This is a genomic window from Pseudomonas paraveronii (assembly GCF_963681955.1).
Taxonomy (GTDB): domain Bacteria; phylum Pseudomonadota; class Gammaproteobacteria; order Pseudomonadales; family Pseudomonadaceae; genus Aquipseudomonas; species Aquipseudomonas paraveronii.
On the sequence record NZ_OY817130.1, the window covers coordinates 6074203 to 6091401 of the forward strand.

At 60.9% G+C, this 17199-nt stretch carries 17 protein-coding genes; 6 read left to right on the forward strand and 11 right to left on the reverse strand.

The window, feature by feature from the left end; translation table 11 throughout:
• The first annotated feature begins 84 nt into the window (after window positions 1-84).
• Complete coding sequence (locus U5A08_RS28220) at window positions 85-726, forward strand: TetR/AcrR family transcriptional regulator (protein ID WP_253400030.1); 642 nt, start codon at window positions 85-87, stop codon at window positions 724-726.
• A 113-nt stretch (window positions 727-839) separates the two neighbouring features.
• On the opposite strand, the gene U5A08_RS28225 is transcribed toward U5A08_RS28220, so the two are convergent.
• The 10 genes from U5A08_RS28225 to argE all read right to left on the reverse strand — a co-directional run bounded on the left by U5A08_RS28225 (window position 840) and on the right by argE (window position 11382).
• Window positions 840-1055 (reverse strand): TOBE domain-containing protein, encoded by a 216-nt coding sequence (locus U5A08_RS28225; RefSeq protein ID WP_003213899.1) that lies wholly within the window; start codon window positions 1053-1055, stop codon window positions 840-842.
• A gap of 28 nt (window positions 1056-1083) precedes the next feature.
• A complete protein-coding gene (ssuB, locus tag U5A08_RS28230) occupies window positions 1084-1890 on the reverse strand; it encodes an aliphatic sulfonates ABC transporter ATP-binding protein (protein ID WP_253400032.1) in 807 nt (268 codons plus the stop codon).
• The gene (gene ssuC / locus U5A08_RS28235; RefSeq protein WP_253400034.1) at window positions 1887-2675 is read right to left on the reverse strand and encodes an aliphatic sulfonate ABC transporter permease SsuC; all 789 of its coding nucleotides are present in this window, start codon (window positions 2673-2675) and stop codon (window positions 1887-1889) included. Before ssuC ends, ssuB begins: the two co-directional genes overlap by 4 nt.
• A gap of 9 nt (window positions 2676-2684) precedes the next feature.
• Window positions 2685-3833 carry an FMNH2-dependent alkanesulfonate monooxygenase gene (ssuD, locus tag U5A08_RS28240; protein WP_247402582.1) on the reverse strand — a complete coding sequence of 383 codons (1149 nt, stop codon included), beginning with the start codon at window positions 3831-3833 and terminating at the stop codon, window positions 2685-2687.
• 25 nt (window positions 3834-3858) lie between these two features.
• Complete coding sequence (locus U5A08_RS28245; RefSeq protein WP_321849450.1) at window positions 3859-4827, reverse strand: sulfonate ABC transporter substrate-binding protein; 969 nt, start codon at window positions 4825-4827, stop codon at window positions 3859-3861.
• Window positions 4828-4920: 93 nt separating this feature from the next.
• Complete coding sequence (ssuE, locus tag U5A08_RS28250; protein ID WP_247402575.1) at window positions 4921-5514, reverse strand: NADPH-dependent FMN reductase; 594 nt, start codon at window positions 5512-5514, stop codon at window positions 4921-4923.
• A 319-nt stretch (window positions 5515-5833) separates the two neighbouring features.
• Window positions 5834-6472 (reverse strand): peroxiredoxin, encoded by a 639-nt coding sequence (locus U5A08_RS28255; protein ID WP_321849451.1) that lies wholly within the window; start codon window positions 6470-6472, stop codon window positions 5834-5836.
• A 273-nt stretch (window positions 6473-6745) separates the two neighbouring features.
• Complete coding sequence (locus U5A08_RS28260) at window positions 6746-8104, reverse strand: OprD family porin (protein WP_253400042.1); 1359 nt, start codon at window positions 8102-8104, stop codon at window positions 6746-6748.
• A gap of 697 nt (window positions 8105-8801) precedes the next feature.
• Window positions 8802-10100, reverse strand: coding sequence for an amino-acid N-acetyltransferase (argA, locus tag U5A08_RS28265; protein WP_253400044.1), 1299 nt, complete (start codon window positions 10098-10100; stop codon window positions 8802-8804).
• Between the two features lie 133 nt (window positions 10101-10233).
• On the reverse strand, window positions 10234-11382 hold the full coding sequence (argE, locus tag U5A08_RS28270) for an acetylornithine deacetylase (protein WP_321849452.1): 1149 nt from the start codon (window positions 11380-11382) through the stop codon (window positions 10234-10236).
• 158 nt (window positions 11383-11540) lie between these two features.
• Between argE and U5A08_RS28275 the strand changes: the two genes are divergently transcribed.
• The gene (locus tag U5A08_RS28275; protein WP_253400046.1) at window positions 11541-12908 is read left to right on the forward strand and encodes a CYTH domain-containing protein; all 1368 of its coding nucleotides are present in this window, start codon (window positions 11541-11543) and stop codon (window positions 12906-12908) included.
• Between the two features lie 72 nt (window positions 12909-12980).
• Here the strand turns inward: U5A08_RS28275 and U5A08_RS28280 are convergent, their stop codons facing one another.
• The gene (locus tag U5A08_RS28280) at window positions 12981-13451 is read right to left on the reverse strand and encodes an Lrp/AsnC family transcriptional regulator (RefSeq protein WP_253400047.1); all 471 of its coding nucleotides are present in this window, start codon (window positions 13449-13451) and stop codon (window positions 12981-12983) included.
• Between the two features lie 127 nt (window positions 13452-13578).
• Between U5A08_RS28280 and U5A08_RS28285 the strand changes: the two genes are divergently transcribed.
• From U5A08_RS28285 to U5A08_RS28300, 4 genes are all read left to right on the forward strand, one after another.
• Window positions 13579-13917 (forward strand): ACT-like domain-containing protein, encoded by a 339-nt coding sequence (locus U5A08_RS28285; protein WP_253400048.1) that lies wholly within the window; start codon window positions 13579-13581, stop codon window positions 13915-13917.
• Window positions 13918-13999: 82 nt separating this feature from the next.
• Entirely contained in the window at window positions 14000-15682 is a 1683-nt protein-coding gene (locus U5A08_RS28290; protein ID WP_253400049.1) for a GspE/PulE family protein, read from the forward strand.
• A 77-nt stretch (window positions 15683-15759) separates the two neighbouring features.
• Complete coding sequence (locus tag U5A08_RS28295) at window positions 15760-16680, forward strand: SPFH domain-containing protein (protein WP_046381704.1); 921 nt, start codon at window positions 15760-15762, stop codon at window positions 16678-16680.
• 10 nt (window positions 16681-16690) lie between these two features.
• The gene (locus tag U5A08_RS28300) at window positions 16691-17137 is read left to right on the forward strand and encodes an NfeD family protein (protein ID WP_253400050.1); all 447 of its coding nucleotides are present in this window, start codon (window positions 16691-16693) and stop codon (window positions 17135-17137) included.
• The last annotated feature ends 62 nt before the right edge of the window (window positions 17138-17199 follow it).

Here is a 17199-nt window from a genome sequence, read left to right on the forward strand (position 1 = left end):
AGAGTTGGCTTGCCCCCGATGGCGGCTTGGCAGACAACACCAGTTCCTGCTCATACAATGCCCGCTGCCTTGTAGGAGACTTCCATGACCACCCGCCCCGCCGCCCCTCGCAAACCCCGCGCCCGCAGCCAGGCCCGGATCGACGCGATCCTCGACGCCGCCCGCACGTTGCTGGCGTCCGAAGGCGTGGCCGGTTTGTCGATCTACAGCGTGGCCGAGCGCGCACAGATTCCGCCGTCGTCGGTGTATCACTTCTTCGCCAGTGTGCCAGCACTGCTGGAAGCGTTGACCGCGGACGTCCATGCGGCATTCCGCGCCGCAATCCTGGCGCCCATCGAGCATGATTCACTCAAGTATTGGCGCGACCTGTCTTACATCGTCGAACAACGCATGCTCACCATCTACAGCAACGACGCCGCCGCCCGCCAGTTGATCCTGACCCAGCACGGGTTGACCGAAGTGAATCAGGCCGACCGCCAGCACGATCTGGAGTTGGGTGACTTGATGCTGGCCGTATTCAACCGGCATTTCGAAGTGCCGACCCTGCCCACCGATGTGGACGTGTTCGCGCTGGCGCTGGAATTGAGTGATCGCGTGTATGCGCGTTCGGTGCATCAGCATGGGCTGATCACGCCGCGTATGGCTGAGGAAGGCATGCGGGTGTTCGATGCGTATGTGGGGCTGTATTTGCCGGCGTATTTGCCCAAGCGCGGCGTCACTGTCTGATGGATGTGTTGTCTGGCAGGGCCTCATCGGGAGCAAGCTCCCTCCCACATTCTGATCTGTGAATACATTCAAAATGTGGGAGGGAGCTTGCTCCCGATAGCGGCCTCAAGCGATCACAACTTGGCGATCGACACCTCGGTGGATTTCACAAAGGCAATCACCTCGCTGCCGATCACCAGCTCCAGCTCCTTGACCGAACGGGTGGTGATCACCGATGTCACGATGCCGGACGCGGTCTGCACGTCGATTTCCGAGAGCACGTCGCCTTCGACGATTTCCTTGATGGTGCCTTTGAACTGGTTACGCACGTTGATGGCTTTAATAGTCATGTCGTTTTTCCTTCAGGGGACAAGTGAGTTATTGCGCCCAACGCAATTGCGTAGGCAGCGGTGAAACAGGTTCGGGTTCCGGCGGGCTACCGGGCAGCGACAGCACACGGTTGAGCACTTGTGCTTCGAGCGCGGCCAGGCGATGCGAGCCGCGGGCGCGTGGACGCGGCAGGTCGACGATCAGGTCGAGGCCGATTTCGCCGTCTTCGATCAGGATCACCCGGTCGGCAATGGCCACGGCTTCGCTGACGTCATGGGTCACCAGCAACACGGTGAAACCGTGCTTCTGCCAGAGGTTTTCGATCAGTTGCTGCATCTCGATGCGAGTCAACGCATCCAGCGCGCCCAACGGCTCATCGAGCAACAGCAGACGCGGCTGGTGAATCAGCGCACGCGCCAGGGCCACACGCTGCTTCTGGCCACCGGACAAGGCCGCCGGCCACTCATTGGCACGCTCGGCCAGGCCGACCGCTTCCAGCGCCTCCAGCGCCTTGGGGCGCCAGTTACCCTTGAGGCCGAGGCCGACGTTGTCGATGACCTTTTTCCACGGCAGCAGGCGCGCTTCCTGGAACATCAATCGCGTGTCCTCAATCGCCTCGCTCAGCGGCGCGGCGCCGGCCAGCAGCTCACCGCTACTGGCTTTGTCCAGGCCGGCCAGCAGGCGCAGCAAGGTACTTTTACCGCAGCCACTGCGGCCGACCACAGCGACAAACTGGCCCGCCGGAATGTGCAGGTCGATGCCCTTGAGCACTTCCCGCGACCCAAAGGCCTTGCGCAACTGGCGCACCGCCAGCGGAATGCCCTTCAGCAGGCGCGGAGGTTGTTGAGCGGTCATACCGCACCTCCTTTATTCACTTGATAGGCCGGATGCCAGCGCAGCCACACACGCTCCAGGCCACGCGCCGCCAGGTCGGCCAGCTTGCCGAGGACCGCGTACATAACGATGGCCAGCACCACCACGTCGGTTTGCAGAAATTCACGGGCGTTCATCGCCAGGTAACCGATGCCGGAACTGGCCGAGATGGTTTCCGCCACGATCAACGTCAGCCACATAAAGCCCAGGGCAAAACGCACACCCACCAGAATCGACGGCAGCGCGCCGGGCAGGATCACCTGGCGGAACAGACTGAAGCCGGACAAGCCGTAGCTGCGCGCCATTTCCACCAGCGCCGGGTCGACGTTGCGGATGCCGTGATACGTGTTGAGGTAGATCGGGAACAGCGTGCCAAGGGCGACCAGAAAAATCTTCGCGGTCTCGTCAATGCCGAACCACAGGATCACCAACGGAATCAGCGCCAGGTGCGGCACGTTGCGGATCATCTGCACCGAGCTGTCCAGCAGGCGCTCGCCCCACGCCGACAACCCGGTGATAAAGCCCAGGGCCAGACCGATGCTGCCACCGATCACAAAGCCCAGGCCCGCACGCCAGCCACTGATAGCCAGGTGCGTCCAGATTTCGCCGCTGCGCACCAGGCTGACCCCGGCCTCAATCACCGCACTCGGCGCCGGCAAAATGCGCGTCGACAACCACCCCGCCGACACCGACAACTGCCACACCGCCAGCAGCAACACCGGCAGCACCCAAGGCGCCACGCGGTGGCTCAGTTTTTCCAGATTCATGGCGCCGCCTCAGCTCTGTGACGCAGCTTTGGGAAGGATATCGTTGGCGACCATTTCGCCGAACGGGCTGACGTACCCAGCGCTTTTCGGCAACTCGGGACGTTCGATATCCAGGTGCGGGAACAGCAACTCGGCGACGCGATACGACTCTTCCAGGTGCGGATAACCGGAGAAAATAAACGTGTCGATGCCCAGCGCCGCGTACTCCTTGACCCGCGCCGCAACCGTCGGGCCATCGCCCACCAGCGCGGTGCCGGCACCGCCACGCACCAGGCCGACGCCGGCCCACAGGTTGGGGCTGACTTCGAGGTTGTCGCGGTTGCCGCCATGCAAGGCCGCCATGCGCTGCTGGCCGACCGAATCAAAGCGCGCCAGGGAGGCCTGGGCGCGGGCGATGGTGTCGTCGTCCAGGTGCGAGATCAGCTTGTCGGCGGCTTTCCAGGCTTCATCGTTGGTTTCGCGCACGATCACATGCAGACGAATGCCGAAGCGCACGGTACGCCCGAGTTTCGCGGCCTTGGCCCGCACCTGTTCGATCTTTTCCGCGACCGCGGCCGGTGGCTCGCCCCAGGTCAGCACCATGTCCACCTGTTCGGCCGCCAGGTCCTGGGCGGCTTCGGAGGAACCGCCGAAGTACAGCGGCGGACGCGGTTGCTGGATCGGCGGGTAAAGCAATTTGGCGCCTTTGACGCTGATGTGTTCGCCGTCGTAATCCACGGTTTCGCCTTCCAGCACGCGACGCCAGATGCGGGTGAACTCCACCGAGGCCTGGTAGCGCTCCTCGTGACTGAGGAACAAACCGTCGCCGGCCAGTTCTTCCGGGTCGCCGCCGGTCACCAGGTTGAACAGCGCACGGCCGCCGGACAGGCGATCGAGGGTCGCGGCCTGACGCGCGGCCACCGTCGGCGAAATGATCCCAGGGCGCAGCGCGACCAGGAATTTCAGACGCTGGGTCACCGGGATCAGCGAAGCGGCCACCAGCCACGAGTCTTCGCAGGAACGCCCGGTGGGGATCAACACCCCGCCGAAGCCAAGGCGGTCGGCCGCCTGGGCCACTTGCTGCAGATAACCGTGGTCGACGGCGCGAGCGCCTTCGGCGGTGCCAAGGTAATGGCCGTCGCCGTGGGTAGGCAGGAACCAGAAAATAGTGAGGCTCATGGAGTTGTCTCCTGAAGAAGTCGGATTACGGCGCTTTGGCCACAGCAGCGGGTGGCGTCCAGATCACGTCCTTGATGCTCAAGGGTTTGGGGATCAATTTGAGTTGGTAGAAGCTGTCGGCAATCTTCTGCTGCGCGGCGACCACGGCCGGGGTCAGGAACAGCGCGCCGTAGCCCTGGCGTTTCACCGAGGTCAGGGTGATGTCCGCCGGCAGGCCGAGCAGCGGCGCGACTTGTTCGGTGACTTCCTGCGGGTTGGCCTTGGACCACTCGCCCACCGCGCGCACTTCTTCCACCAACGCCTTGATCACTTCGGGATGTTTTTCCGCGTAGGGCTTGGTGGCCAGGTAGAACTGATGGTTGTCGGCAATCCCGCTGCCGTCACGCAGGGTGCGGGCTTGCAGTTGTTTCTCGGCGGCGGCCTGGTACGGGTCCCAGATGACCCAGGCGTCTACGCTGCCACGCTCGAACGCGGCACGCGCATCGGCGGGCGGCAGGAACACGGTCTGCACGTCGGTGTATTTCAGGCCGGCATCTTCCAGGGCGCGCACCAGCAGGTAGTGAACGTTGGAGCCTTTGTTGAGCACGACTTTCTTGCCCTTAAGCTCGGCCACCGATGTGATCGGCGAGTCTTTCGGCACCAGGATCGCTTCACTGGTCGGCGCCGGCGGCTCGTAGGCCACGTAGAGCAGATCGGCGCCGGCGGCCTGGGCGAATACCGGCGGGGTTTCGCCGGTGACGCCGAAGTCGATCGAGCCGACGTTCAGGCCTTCGAGCAATTGCGGGCCGCCCGGGAACTCGGTCCACTGCACCTGCACACCGTCGGCGGCCAGGCGCTTTTCCAGGGTGCCCTTGGCCTTGAGCAGCACCAGGGTGCCGTATTTCTGATAGCCGATCCGTAGGGTTTCGGCGGCGTGGGCTTGAACAATGGCGCCGAAGGACACAGCCGCAGCAAACAGTGCGACCAGACCACGACGCAAGATGACAGTGCGCATGGCGCTCTCTCCAAAAATGCGATGGGGGGGTTGGCTGCACCTGCTTGGCCGTTGGCGGCTGAGTAAGGTGAGTACTTCTTGAATCGGTAAGGCTTAAATGCTCCAGCGAGCACTCAACAAACGTTCATTCAACACATGCGGGTCCAGCGGTTTCGGGCGACGGGCCATGGCGGCGTAAAACGTTTCCAGGGCCTCGTTCAAGCGTTGTTCGAGGATCGGCACCAGTTGCGCCTGGGCACTGCCTTCGCCGTAGGCGATCTGGCTGTCTTCGGCAAAGATCCCGTGGAGCAATTCCTGGGCTTTCAACGCCGACAGTACCGGCTTCAACGCGTAGTCCACCGCCAGCATGTGGGCGATGCTGCCGCCGGTGGCGATGGGCAATACCACCTTGTGGGCCAGGGCGCGTTCGGGCAGCAGGTCGAGCACGGTTTTCAGCGCGCCCGAGAACGAGGCCTTGTACACCGGCGTGGCGATCACCAGGCCGTCGGCATTGGCCACTTGTTGCAACAAGTCGATGACTTTGGGGCTGTCGAAGCGCGCATGCAGCAAGTCTTCGGCCGGGAAGTCCCGTATCTGATAACTCACCACTTCCACGCCCTGCTGTTGCAGCCACTGACGGGTTTTATCCAGCAAGACCCCGGAGCGGGAACGCTGGCTGGGACTGCCTCCAAGTGTTACGACCAGCATGTAGGAAATTCCTTTAGCAAGTGTCGGCGGTTCGCTGTGTGGCGATGGCGCCAAGATGGAACAGACCTTATCAGTAGATTTATATATCTATAAATCTTATTTATTCATTTGTTTATTCCTTAAAAGAATATAAGACCAATCAATCGCCAGGCGAAAAAAAAGGCCGTCGAAACGGCCTCAAAACCCCTGCCATGTAAGTACACAGCGTCTATCTGTAGGAGCGGGCCTGCTCGCGAAAACCGTCAACGATGACGCAGGCTTTCTGGATGTCCGCAGTAACCGCGCATGCTTCGCGAGCACGCTCGCTCCTACAGGTAATTCAGCGATTGGGTTGCGGTGTCAGCCGCAGATACGGCTTCACCGCCCGATACCCTTTGGGAAAGCGTTTCTTGATTTCTTCCTCGTCCTTGAGCGACGGCACGATCACCACTTCATCACCGTCCTGCCAGTTGGCGGGTGTGGCGACTTTGTAGTTGTCGGTCAGTTGCAACGAGTCGATGACCCGCAGGATTTCGTGAAAGTTGCGCCCGGTGCTGGCCGGGTAGGTGATGGTCAGGCGGATCTTCTTGTTCGGGTCGATCACGAACAAGGAGCGCACGGTGAGGGTGTCACTGGCGTTCGGGTGGATCAGGTCGTAGAGGTCCGAGACCTTGCGGTCGGCGTCGGCCAGGATCGGAAAGTTGACGATCGTGCTCTGGGTTTCGTTGATGTCTTCGATCCACTTGTGGTGCGAGTCCACCGGGTCTACCGACAGGGCGATGGCCTTGACGCCGCGCTTGGCGAATTCGTCCTTGAGCTTGGCGGTGAAGCCCAGTTCGGTGGTGCACACCGGCGTGAAGTCCGCCGGGTGGGAAAACAGCACCCCCCAGCTATCGCCCAGCCACTCGTGGAAACGAATCTTGCCGACGCTGGAGTCTTGTTCGAAATCGGGGGCGATGTCGCCCAGTCTTAGGCTCATGGTGTGGCTCCTGATGAGTGCTTATGGAGCCCACTGTGCATGGATTACAGATTATTTAAAAAGAATAAATATCGATTTATTTAGATGATATAGGAATATTAAAAATGTGTTCACTGGACCTTGAAACAGGCGAGAGTCAACATTCCGTCCAAGGTTCGAGAAGGCCTTGAGACGCTGTAAAAAGAGGGATTCAGGAAGGGCTTGCGGGGGTTGAGCCCGACTTGAAAAGCAAGACACCTTGCCCGGCATTGCGCCGGGCAAGGTTTTACGCTGTTACTTGAACGCGTAGCTGTAGCTGACGATTACACGGTTTTCGTCTTGATCGCGCGCGGCAGCGATATCGTTGCGCCACATAGCGTTTTTCCAGGCAACGCCCAGGTTCTTGAGCGGACCTTGTGGAATCACGTAGGCAACGCTGATGTCGCGTTCCCACTCGGATTGACCGGTGAACTCGGCACGAGAGGCGTTGACGGTGTCGATGTCAGTACCTTTGAGGTACACAACACCAGCGGTCAGGCCAGGAACGCCAACCGCGGCGAAGTCGTAAGCGTAGCGAGCCTGCCAGGTACGCTCGCCGGCACGGGCGAACTTAGCGATCTGCATGTCAGTGGTCAGGTAAGCCGACGAACCGTCGCCTTGGTTCAACCAAGGGAAGTCGCTGCTACCGTTGCTGACTTGGTAACCGCCACCGAAGGTGTGACCGGCAACGCTATACAGGAACAGGCCGCTGTACAGGTTGTTATCGACCTTGCCGCGACCGGAGTTGACGCCGCTGTAGTTGCCCGACGAGAAGTAAGCGGACTGGTTACCGTTGTTACCGTCATCGGAGCTGTTGAAGTAACGCAGGTCAGATTTCAGTACGCCAGGACCGATGGCCCAGTTGTGGGTCAGGCCCAGGAAGTGCTGCTTGTAGAAATCTTCCAGGTTGCCGTAGTAGTACTGGGCAGTCAGATCCTTGGTGATCTTGTAGTCACCACCAGCGAAGTAGAACTTGTTGCTGTCACGCCAGTTCGCGCCACGGCTGTTGGCACCCGCGATGGACAGGTTGTCTACGTTACTGGAGTTACGACCTTTGGCCTTTTCGATCTGACCGGCAACCAACGTCAGGTCCTTGATATCGTTAGACGTGATCTGGCCACCCTGGAAGGTCTGCGGCAACAGACGACCATCGTTGGTCACGATAACCGGCAGTTTAGGTTGCAGCGTACCCAGCTTCAGTTCGGTCTGGGAGATCTTGGCCTTGGCGGTCAGGCCCAGGCTCGAGAAGTTATCAACGGCTTCGCCATTGGACTTGCTCGGGAACAGAGTGCCGCCGTAGGACGACGAAGTGGCGCCGTTGGTTCCGCCGCCGGAATCCAGCCGAACACCCAACAGGCCGATGGCGTCGAGACCGAAACCTACGGTGCCTTGGGTGAAACCGGAGATGAAGCGCAGGTCAAAGCCTTGGCCCCATTCTTCGTTCTTGCTCTGAACACCAGATGCGGTGCGAGCAGCCGAGTCGCGGTTGTCGGTGTTGATGTAAAAGTTACGCAGACCCAGGGTGACTTTGCTGTCATCGATAAAACCGGCGGCGCCTGCTTGCTGGGCGATTGCCCCCAAAGCGACAGCCAATGCCAAGGTAGACTTCTTCATGTACCGCTCCTCTCATTTCTAATTTTTGTATTTCTTTGGTCTCGGGTCTAACGCCCGAGATCCACAGATGCGCGATTAGCGCCAGATAGTGACCGCCAAGTCAATCGTAACCTTGTATGTCTACTACCTTCGTCTAATCGCAGTTTATTTGGTCCCTGCAGGGTAATGAGTTTTTCATACACCCAAAAAGAATTATTTCATTCTTTTTCATACTATTTTGGAATAAGCCTTTGCATGAAGCGGGGCACGTCAGAATAGACGAACCGCCACATAAGCTAATTCCTAAAGGGTATTTGTTGGCCGCTTTTCAGATCTTTTAGGCTGAACGCACCGTTACATACGTCACCCAGGATCAAAAAGGCGACGCCACCATGGCCAAACGCCCATCTTCCCGTCAATTTGTTACAGTTTTTGTATCGCTAATATTTCATGGCGCTGTCAGAGCCGCCGACCGTGCCGTCTGACAGCGGCAATTTCATACAATTTACCCATTGCCGCCCTGATCATATCGGCTGAGATCAAGATTTCTAAAACTTTAGTAGGGGGGGGGGGTGGCAGGCACATTGACGCACCCTTCGCCCGTGGGGCGTAGCGATATTCGAAGTGGGGGGCTGGTTTGGCTGCGATAGCGTTACGTCTGTATCGCAGGCAAGCCAGCGCCCACAGGAGTCAGCTCAGTGGCTGGGAGGGCGGGGTTTTACAGGGCTTTCTCGAAAATCTTCGAATTACGCTGATAGTTGTACAGCGATGCCCGCGCCGATGGCAGGCGCTCCACACTGCTGGGCACAAAGCCGCGCTCGCGGAACCAGTGCGCCGTGCGTGTGGTTAGCACGAAGAGCGTCTTCAACCCCTGCGCCCTGGCGCGGGTCTCGATGCGCTCCAGCAGCTCATCGCCGCGTCTGCCGTGGCGGTACTCCGGGTTGACCGCCAGACACGCCAGCTCCCCCGCATCCGAATCGGCGATCTGATACAGCGCCGCGCAGGCGATGATCATGCCTTCGCGTTCGACCACGCTGAACTGCTCGATCTCACGCTCCAGCACTTCCCGCGAACGGCGCACCAGAATGCCCTGTTCCTCCAGCGGGCTGATCAGGTCGAGCAAGCCGCCAACGTCCTCGATCGCCGCCTCGCGCACCAGCTCGAATTGTTCCTGGGCCACCAGCGTACCGCCACCGTCCCGGGTGAACAGTTCGGTGAGCAAGGCGCCGTCTTCGGCGTAGCTGACGATATGGCTACGCGCTACGCCGCCACGGCACGCCTCGGCGGCTGCATCGAGCAATTCCGCCTGGTAGTTGCTGCCCAGGCGTTGCAGGTGCGCCGGCACTTGTTGCGGACGCAGTTCGCGCACCAGGCGACCATTTTCATCGATAAGGCCAGGATCAGCGCCGAACAGCAGCAGTTTGTCGGCGGCCAGGTCGATGGCGGCGCGGGTGGCGACGTCTTCGCAGGCCAGGTTGAAGATCTCGCCGGTGGGCGAATAACCCAGGGGCGACAGCAGCACGATGGAGCGCTCGTCCAGCAGGCGATTGATGCCTTTGCGGTCGACCCGACGCACTTCGCCGGTGTGGTGGAAGTCCACGCCTTCGAGCACGCCGATCGGGCGCGCCGTCACCAGGTTGCCGCTGGCCACGCGCAGGCGCGAGCCCTGCATCGGCGACGAGGCCATGTCCATCGACAGGCGCGCTTCAATGGCGATACGCAGATGGCCGACCGCGTCGATCACGCACTCCAGCGTGGCGGCATCGGTGATGCGCAGGCCGTCGTGGTAAACCGGGTTGAGCCCGCGCGCTTCAAGGCGCGCTTCAATCTGTGGGCGCGAACCGTGGACCAGCACCAGTCGCACGCCCAGGCTGTGGAGCAGCACCAGGTCGTGGACGATATTGCCGAAGTTCGGATGATCCACACCATCGCCGGGCAGCATGACCACAAAGGTGCAGTCGCGGTGGGCGTTGATGTAGGGCGAAGCGTGACGAAGCCAATTGACGTAGTCGGGCATGGAACCTGGGCCTGTAATAAAAAGCAGCCAAAAAAGGATGAGTCGTGAAAACGCACAGCAGGCTGATGGTTATCGTCGGAACAGGCTTGGCAACACGCTCGCTCTCCTTATGTACGCATGGGCAGGGATTAATTTATGCAGGTGTCAGGCAGTAATGCTCGATCAGTTCCCGCAATAGACGCACTGTAGGCGTCAAGCGTGACATTTCGAGGTATTCGCCCGGCTGGTGGGCGCAGGCGATATCGCCAGGGCCAAGCACCAGGGTTTCACAACCAAGGCGCTGAAGATAAGGCGCTTCGGTGCCGAACGCTACTGCTTCGGCGCGATGACCGGTCAATCGTTCCGCGACCCGCACCAGCTCCGCGTCTTCGGCCTGCTCGAACGGCGGCACTTCGGCGAACAGCGGCGCATAGTCGATCTTCACCTTATGGCGCTCGGCCACCGGTTCGAGCTTCTGCCGGATCGCCGCGCGCAGCACCTGCGGATCCATGCCGGGCAAGGGCCGCAGGTCGAACTCCAGGGAACACTGGCCGCAGATGCGGTTGGGGTTATCGCCGCCGTGGATGCAGCCGAAATTCAGGGTCGGTTGCGGCACGCTGAACTGCGGGTTGCGGTACTCGCGCTGCCAGGCCAGGCGCAGGCCGCGCAGTTCGCCGATGGCGTCGTGCATGGCTTCCAGCGCGCTGTGGCCCAGGCTCGGGTCCGACGAGTGGCCGCTGCGACCCAGGATGTCGATGCGTTCCATCATCACGCCTTTATGCAGGCGGATCGGCTTGAGGCCCGTCGGCTCACCAATCACGGCCGCACGCCCCAGCGGGCGCCCGGCCGCCGCCAATGCACGGGCGCCGGACATGGAGCTTTCTTCATCACAGGTGGCGAGAATCAGCAGCGGCTGCTTGAACGGCTGGTCGAGCAGTGGCAATACCGCTTCGATGGCCAGCGCGAAAAAACCCTTCATGTCGCAGCTGCCCAATCCTACCCAGCGACCGTCGACCTCCGTCAGCTTGAGAGGATCGGTCTTCCACAGCGCGGCGTCATACGGCACGGTATCGCTATGGCCGGCCAACACCAGACCACCGGGGCCCGTGCCGAAACTGGCGAGCAGGTTGAACTTGCCGGGGCTGACAGGCTGGATGTCGATGGCGAAGCCCAGGTCGCCCAGCCAGCCGGCGAGCAGGTCGATCACCGGACGGTTGCTCTGGTCGAGAGACGCCTGGGTGCAACTGACCGACGGCGTGGCAATCAAGGCGGCGAATTGCTCTTTCATGGACGGTAACGGCATGCGCGGTCTCCCTACTTCCCGGATGAATCTCACTATAGAGGCATCTGCACGACACAATAAACCGTTGCGGCGCGTTGCCGGGCTCAGTCCTGTACACTGCACGACCTTGGCAGCCACTCTTTTTCCCGGCTGCGCTCCCGATCCTGGATTTTCCGGCCATGCAGAAAGAAACCGAAATCAAGCTCCGCGTCAGCCGCGAAACACTCGCCGCGCTACGTGAGCACCCGCTACTGAAAAAACGCAACAAAAGTGGCTGGGAACACCTTGAGTTGATGAACCAGTACTTCGACACCCCCGAGCGCGACCTGGCCCAGGCCAAAGTCGCCCTGCGTTTACGCAAGGACGGTGACACCGTGATCCAGACCCTCAAGACCCGCGGCCAAAGCGTCGCCGGTTTGTCGGAGCGTAACGAGTACAACTGGGAACTGCCCAAAGCCAAGCTCGACGTGAAAAAACTCGACGGCGAATGCTGGCCCGAGGAACTCGCCGAGCTGGACAAAAAGACCCTCAAGCCGATCTTCACCACCGACTTCGTGCGCGAACGCGCCGAAATCGCCTGGGGCCGGGGCAAGACCAAGGTGGTGATCGAAGCCGCACTGGACCTGGGCCATGTGGTGGTCGGCAAGCAGAAAGAAGAAATCTGCGAGCTGGAACTGGAACTGCGCGAAGGTGAACCGGCCGCCCTGCTGGAACTGGCCGCCGAGCTGGCCGCGACCCTGGCGCTGATGCCATGTGACATCAGCAAGGCCGAACGCGGCTACCGCCTGTATGACGCCAGCAGCTATTCCCTGAGCCTGCCAGCGCCGCAATTGCACGCCGAAATGCCACTGGACGATGCCTTCGCCGCGATCATGTGGCACCTGCTCGGCAGCAGCCAGCGCCTGGCCGAGCAATACCGTTTCAATGGCCACTGGCGCCTGCTGCAGGACTGGGTCGACAACCTCGGCGAACTGCGCGCCCTGCTCGGCAGCCTCGGCCAGGCCGCGCCGCGTCAATCCACCAGCGAACTGCGCAGCGCACTCGATGCTCTGCTGGAAGACTGGCGCCCGCTGGTCCAGGCCGGTGACGACGATGAAGACATTCGCAAAGCCGCGCCGGAGCAATTCGCCGAGGAATTGACCGACGTGCGTTGGGGCCTGTTCTCGCTGAACACCTCCCGCTGGTTGCTGAACCGCACCTGGACCGCCGACCGCAACGTGCGCGGCAACCGCCAGGGCGCTGCGCAAATCACCAACTGGCTGCCACGCCTGCTGGCCGAAGATGCCGTCGCCCTGCAACTGCCGCGCTATCAGCAGCAACCGGAAGACCTGGCCGAGCAACTGCCGCGCATCGAACGCATCCAGGCCTGGCTGCACCACGCACGCCAGGTGGTAGACATCCCGGAACTCGACCGCCTGTATGGTGAATTGAACAAGCTGGTGCAACTGGCCAACCAGCCGATCACCGATGAATCGCTGGATGCGCGCATGCACCAGGCGATTGCGGTGTATCAGAACCGTGCCTGGAAGACCCTGCTGCGTCTGTAATATCGCCATCGGGAGCAAGCCACTTCCCACTCCAATGTGGGAGGGGGCTTGCCCCCGATGAGGCCAGCCCTGTCAGCCCAATACTGGCAGGCTAGTGGTGGACTTGATCTCCGACAACGCCACGATCGAATTGACCTCCTGAATCCCCGGCACCATCGACAACTTCTCGAAGAAAAACCGCTCATACGCCTCGATATCCGACGTGACGATGCGCAGCAGAAAATCCACCGCCCCCATCAGCACATAACACTCCAAGACTTCGGGAAACCCACGGATCGCCTCGGTGAACTCGGTGAAGTTGGAGCGCCCGTGGGCATTGAGTTTGACCTCGGCAAAAATCTGCGTATTGAGGCCGATCTTCTTGCGGTCCAGCAGCGTGACCTGGCCGCGGATCACGCCCTCCTCCTTCAGCCGCTGGATTCGCCGCCAGCATGGCGATTGAGACAGGCCGACCTGCTCGGCGATCTGCGCGCTGGAGAGCGAGGCGTCCTCTTGCAGCAGGGCCAGGATACGGCGGTCGTAGACGTCCAGCTCGCTGTGCATAGAAATACCTATTACTGTGGTTATCTTGAATTAATTTGTGCATTTTTCGACGAATCAGGCTCATCTTAGATAAGAAATCTCCGCTGGCGAATGTAAAAATTTCTTCAGTCAAATCTGGAGAGTCAGCATGCACGCCGTCGAAACCACCTACCCCGCTACCCGCGTCGATGCGTGGGCCGTCAATAGCGCCCATTGCCAGGCCCATTACCAGATCGTCGCCGAGGCCGAACCCGATGTGCTGTGCCGGGTGCTCAACTATTTCGCGCTGCAGTTCCTGACGCCCCGGCAGGTGGTTGTGAATCGCCAGGAAGACTTGCTGACCCTCGATATCGTGATCGATGGCGTGAGCTGGCACCGCGCCCAGGTGATCGGTGAAAAGATTCGAAACCTGATCAGCGTGTGCTCGCTGGAGATGTGGGCGCCTGATTCCGTGCGGCCTCAGGCGGTGGTCGCAGGCGCCCGGTAAAAGCCTGCAATACACACTGGGAGGCAGCGGGTCAGAGGCTGACTAGCCTGGGAATACACCCGGCGCCCCCAGGAAAACCTCGATGCCTGTTGATCAGCGATTGGAATTGCACACGTTGTTACCGGCCCTGGTCAAACAAGGCATGGTCACATTCGATGTGGCTCAGCGCTTGTCGACGCTGGCGCCCGCACCTAACCAGCATCCCCTGGAGTGCATCGCGGCCCAGGGGCCTTGCCTGGAAACCCTGACGCAATGGCTGGCGCAGCGTAGCGGGCAACCTTACCTGCGTATCGACCCGCTGAAGATCGATGTGGCGACGCTGGTGCCACTGATGTCCCACGCGTTCGCCCAGCGCCACGGCATTCTTGCGGTGGCCGTGGATGCGCAGAGCGTCACGGTCGCCAGCGCCGAGCCTTATGTCTGCGCCTGGGAAGCCGGGCTAGCGCAGGTGCTCAAACGCTCGATCAAGCGCGTGGTCGCCAACCCCCAGGCCATCCAGCGCTGCATAGGGGAGTTTTACCGATTGGCGAAGTCGGTCAGCGGCGCCGATCAAACAACGCCGGCGCCGGGCCATTTCGACCTGCTCAACCTCGGCACCGGCGACCAGGCGCCGGATGCCAACGACGCGCATATCGTCAATATCGTCGACTGGCTGTTGCAGTACGCGTTCGGCCAGCGGGCCAGCGATATCCACATCGAGCCGTGTCGCGACCAGGGCCGCGTGCGTTTTCGCATCGATGGGCTGCTGCATGACGTCTATCAGTTTCCGCCCCAGGTCACGATGGCGGTGGTCAGCCGCCTGAAAAGCCTGGGCCGGATGAACGTGGCGGAAAAACGCAAGCCGCAGGACGGGCGGGTCAAGACCAAAACCCCGGCGGGCGCGGAGGTTGAATTGCGCCTTTCAACTTTGCCCACGGTGTTTGGCGAGAAACTGGTGATGCGGATTTTCGACCCCCAGGTACTGCTCAGGGACTTCGACCAGCTTGGCCTCTCGGCCCAGGACCAGGAGCGCTGGCACAGCCTGACCCGCCAGCCCCACGGCATCATCCTGGTCACCGGCCCCACCGGCTCCGGCAAGACCAGCACCCTCTACGCCACCCTCAAGCGCCTGGCGAGCCGTGAGCTCAACCTGTGTACGGTGGAAGATCCGATCGAGATGATCGAACCGGCGTTCAACCAGATGCAGGTGCAGCACAATATCGACCTGACCTTCGCCAGTGGCATCCGCGCACTGCTGCGCCAGGACCCGGACATCATCATGATCGGCGAGATTCGCGACCAGGAAACCGCCGAGATGGCGATCCAGGCCGCGTTGACCGGGCACCTGGTGCTGTCGACCCTGCACACCAACGATGCGCCGAGTGCGATCAGCCGTTTGCAGGAACTTGGAATTGCTCATTATTTGATCAAGGCCACATTATTGGGCGTGATGGCGCAGCGCCTGGTGCGACTCTTGTGTCCCGACTGCAAACGCACGACGAGCGGCAAGCACACCACAGCGACCGGCTGCGCGGAGTGTCGTGACAGCGGTTATCGCGGGCGCGCCGGAGTCTACGAAATCATGGTGCTGGACGACGCGCTCAAGTCGCTGATCACCCCTGGTACCGACGTGCAGGCCTTGCGCCAGGCGGCGCGCCGACAAGGTATGGGCAGCCTGCGAATGGCCGGTATGCACAGGGTTGAAGCCGGGCAGACCAGCCTGGTGGAAGTCTTACGGGTCACGCCTGGGGATTCAGAAACAAATCCGTTGGCGGTCGGGCGGTGAAATCCTTCTTATCGCAGACAACCCCGCTACAATCGGCCGAACGTCGTTTTACTGACATCTTCAGATAGGGAATCGCTATGCAGATCGGAACCGTACTGCTTCTTTTCGTGGGATTGGCCATCGCCATCCTCTTCATGGGCTTCAAAGTCGTGCCCCAGGGCTATCAGTGGACGGTCGAGCGCTTTGGCCGCTACACCAACACGCTCAAGCCCGGTCTCAACATCATCATCCCGGTCATGGACCGCATCGGTCGCAAGATCAACGTGATGGAAAGCGTGCTGGATATCCCGCCCCAGGAAGTGATCACCGCCGACAACGCCACCGTGCAGATCGACGCCGTGTGCTTCTTCCAGGTGGTCAACACCGCCCAGGCCGCTTATGAGGTGAACAACCTCGAACATGCCATCCGCAACCTGTTGCAGACCAATATCCGTACCGTACTCGGCTCCATGGAACTGGATGCGATGCTCAGCCAGCGTGACGGCATCAACGAAAAACTGCTGCGCACCGTCGACGAAGCCACGGCGCCGTGGGGTATCAAGATCACCCGGATCGAGATCAAGGACATCAGCCCACCTGCGGACCTGATGGCCGCCATGTCGGGCCAGATGAAAGCCGAGCGGATCAAGCGTGCACAGATCCTCGAAGCCGAAGGCCTGCGGGCGTCGGCGATCCTGACCGCCGAAGGCAAAAAGCAGGCGCAGATCCTCGAAGCCGAAGGCGGACGCCAAGCTGCGTTCCTGGAGTCCGAAGCCCGCGAGCGTCAAGCCGAGGCAGAAGCCCGCGCTACCCAAGTCGTGTCCGAAGCGATCGCCACCGGTAACGTGCAGGCCATCAACTACTTCGTCGCACAGAAATACATCGACGCGCTGGGCAAACTGGCTTCCGCCAACAACAGCAAGGTGATCCTCATGCCGCTGGAAGCCAGCCAGGTGATCGGCGCTGTGGGCGGTATCGGCGAAATCGTCAAAGCGACTTTCGACAACAAGAAAGGCTGAGGCCATCGCCATGTGGGATTTCCTGCAGCATTTATCGTTTTGGGATTGGCTGGCGCTGGGGACGGTGCTGCTGATTCTGGAGGTGTTCGGCGCAGGTGGTTACCTGTTGTGGATGGGGATTGCCGCCGCTGCCGTGGGCGTGATCAAGTTCCTGGTGCCGCCGCTCGGGCTGGAATGGCAACTGCTGCTGTTCGCGGTATTGTCGATATTGACGGCGGTGTACTGGTGGAAGCGCCAGCGCAGCAGCGCCAAGGCCAGCGACCAACCGGGGCTCAACGAGCGGGGGTCGGAGCTGATCGGCCACACGTTTATCGTGCATCAGGCGATTGTGGATGGCCGCGGCAAAATAAAAGTCGGTGACGGCGTGTGGATGGTGACCGGACCGGACACCCCCGTAGGCGCTCATGTACGCGTGATTGCACAGGATGGAACGACTTTGCAGGTTGAAACTGTTTAGTCAGTGATGGAACTCGATTGGGCTAACTACAATCATAGAGTACAGATAACCCACCCGGAGTC

What these genes read in the sequence shown, in the direction of transcription:
- U5A08_RS28220 (WP_253400030.1), top strand. Translation starts at nt 85, where the DNA reads ATGACCACCCGCCCCGCCGCCCCTCGCAAACCCCGCGCCCGCAGCCAG.
- U5A08_RS28225 (WP_003213899.1), bottom strand. Translation starts at nt 1,055, where the DNA reads ATGACTATTAAAGCCATCAACGTGCGTAACCAGTTCAAAGGCACCATC.
- ssuB (WP_253400032.1), bottom strand. Translation starts at nt 1,890, where the DNA reads ATGACCGCTCAACAACCTCCGCGCCTGCTGAAGGGCATTCCGCTGGCG.
- ssuC (WP_253400034.1), bottom strand. Translation starts at nt 2,675, where the DNA reads ATGAATCTGGAAAAACTGAGCCACCGCGTGGCGCCTTGGGTGCTGCCG.
- ssuD (WP_247402582.1), bottom strand. Translation starts at nt 3,833, where the DNA reads ATGAGCCTCACTATTTTCTGGTTCCTGCCTACCCACGGCGACGGCCAT.
- U5A08_RS28245 (WP_321849450.1), bottom strand. Translation starts at nt 4,827, where the DNA reads ATGCGCACTGTCATCTTGCGTCGTGGTCTGGTCGCACTGTTTGCTGCG.
- ssuE (WP_247402575.1), bottom strand. Translation starts at nt 5,514, where the DNA reads ATGCTGGTCGTAACACTTGGAGGCAGTCCCAGCCAGCGTTCCCGCTCC.
- U5A08_RS28255 (WP_321849451.1), bottom strand. Translation starts at nt 6,472, where the DNA reads ATGAGCCTAAGACTGGGCGACATCGCCCCCGATTTCGAACAAGACTCC.
- U5A08_RS28260 (WP_253400042.1), bottom strand. Translation starts at nt 8,104, where the DNA reads ATGAAGAAGTCTACCTTGGCATTGGCTGTCGCTTTGGGGGCAATCGCC.
- argA (WP_253400044.1), bottom strand. Translation starts at nt 10,100, where the DNA reads ATGCCCGACTACGTCAATTGGCTTCGTCACGCTTCGCCCTACATCAAC.
- argE (WP_321849452.1), bottom strand. Translation starts at nt 11,382, where the DNA reads ATGCCGTTACCGTCCATGAAAGAGCAATTCGCCGCCTTGATTGCCACG.
- U5A08_RS28275 (WP_253400046.1), top strand. Translation starts at nt 11,541, where the DNA reads ATGCAGAAAGAAACCGAAATCAAGCTCCGCGTCAGCCGCGAAACACTC.
- U5A08_RS28280 (WP_253400047.1), bottom strand. Translation starts at nt 13,451, where the DNA reads ATGCACAGCGAGCTGGACGTCTACGACCGCCGTATCCTGGCCCTGCTG.
- U5A08_RS28285 (WP_253400048.1), top strand. Translation starts at nt 13,579, where the DNA reads ATGCACGCCGTCGAAACCACCTACCCCGCTACCCGCGTCGATGCGTGG.
- U5A08_RS28290 (WP_253400049.1), top strand. Translation starts at nt 14,000, where the DNA reads ATGCCTGTTGATCAGCGATTGGAATTGCACACGTTGTTACCGGCCCTG.
- U5A08_RS28295 (WP_046381704.1), top strand. Translation starts at nt 15,760, where the DNA reads ATGCAGATCGGAACCGTACTGCTTCTTTTCGTGGGATTGGCCATCGCC.
- U5A08_RS28300 (WP_253400050.1), top strand. Translation starts at nt 16,691, where the DNA reads ATGTGGGATTTCCTGCAGCATTTATCGTTTTGGGATTGGCTGGCGCTG.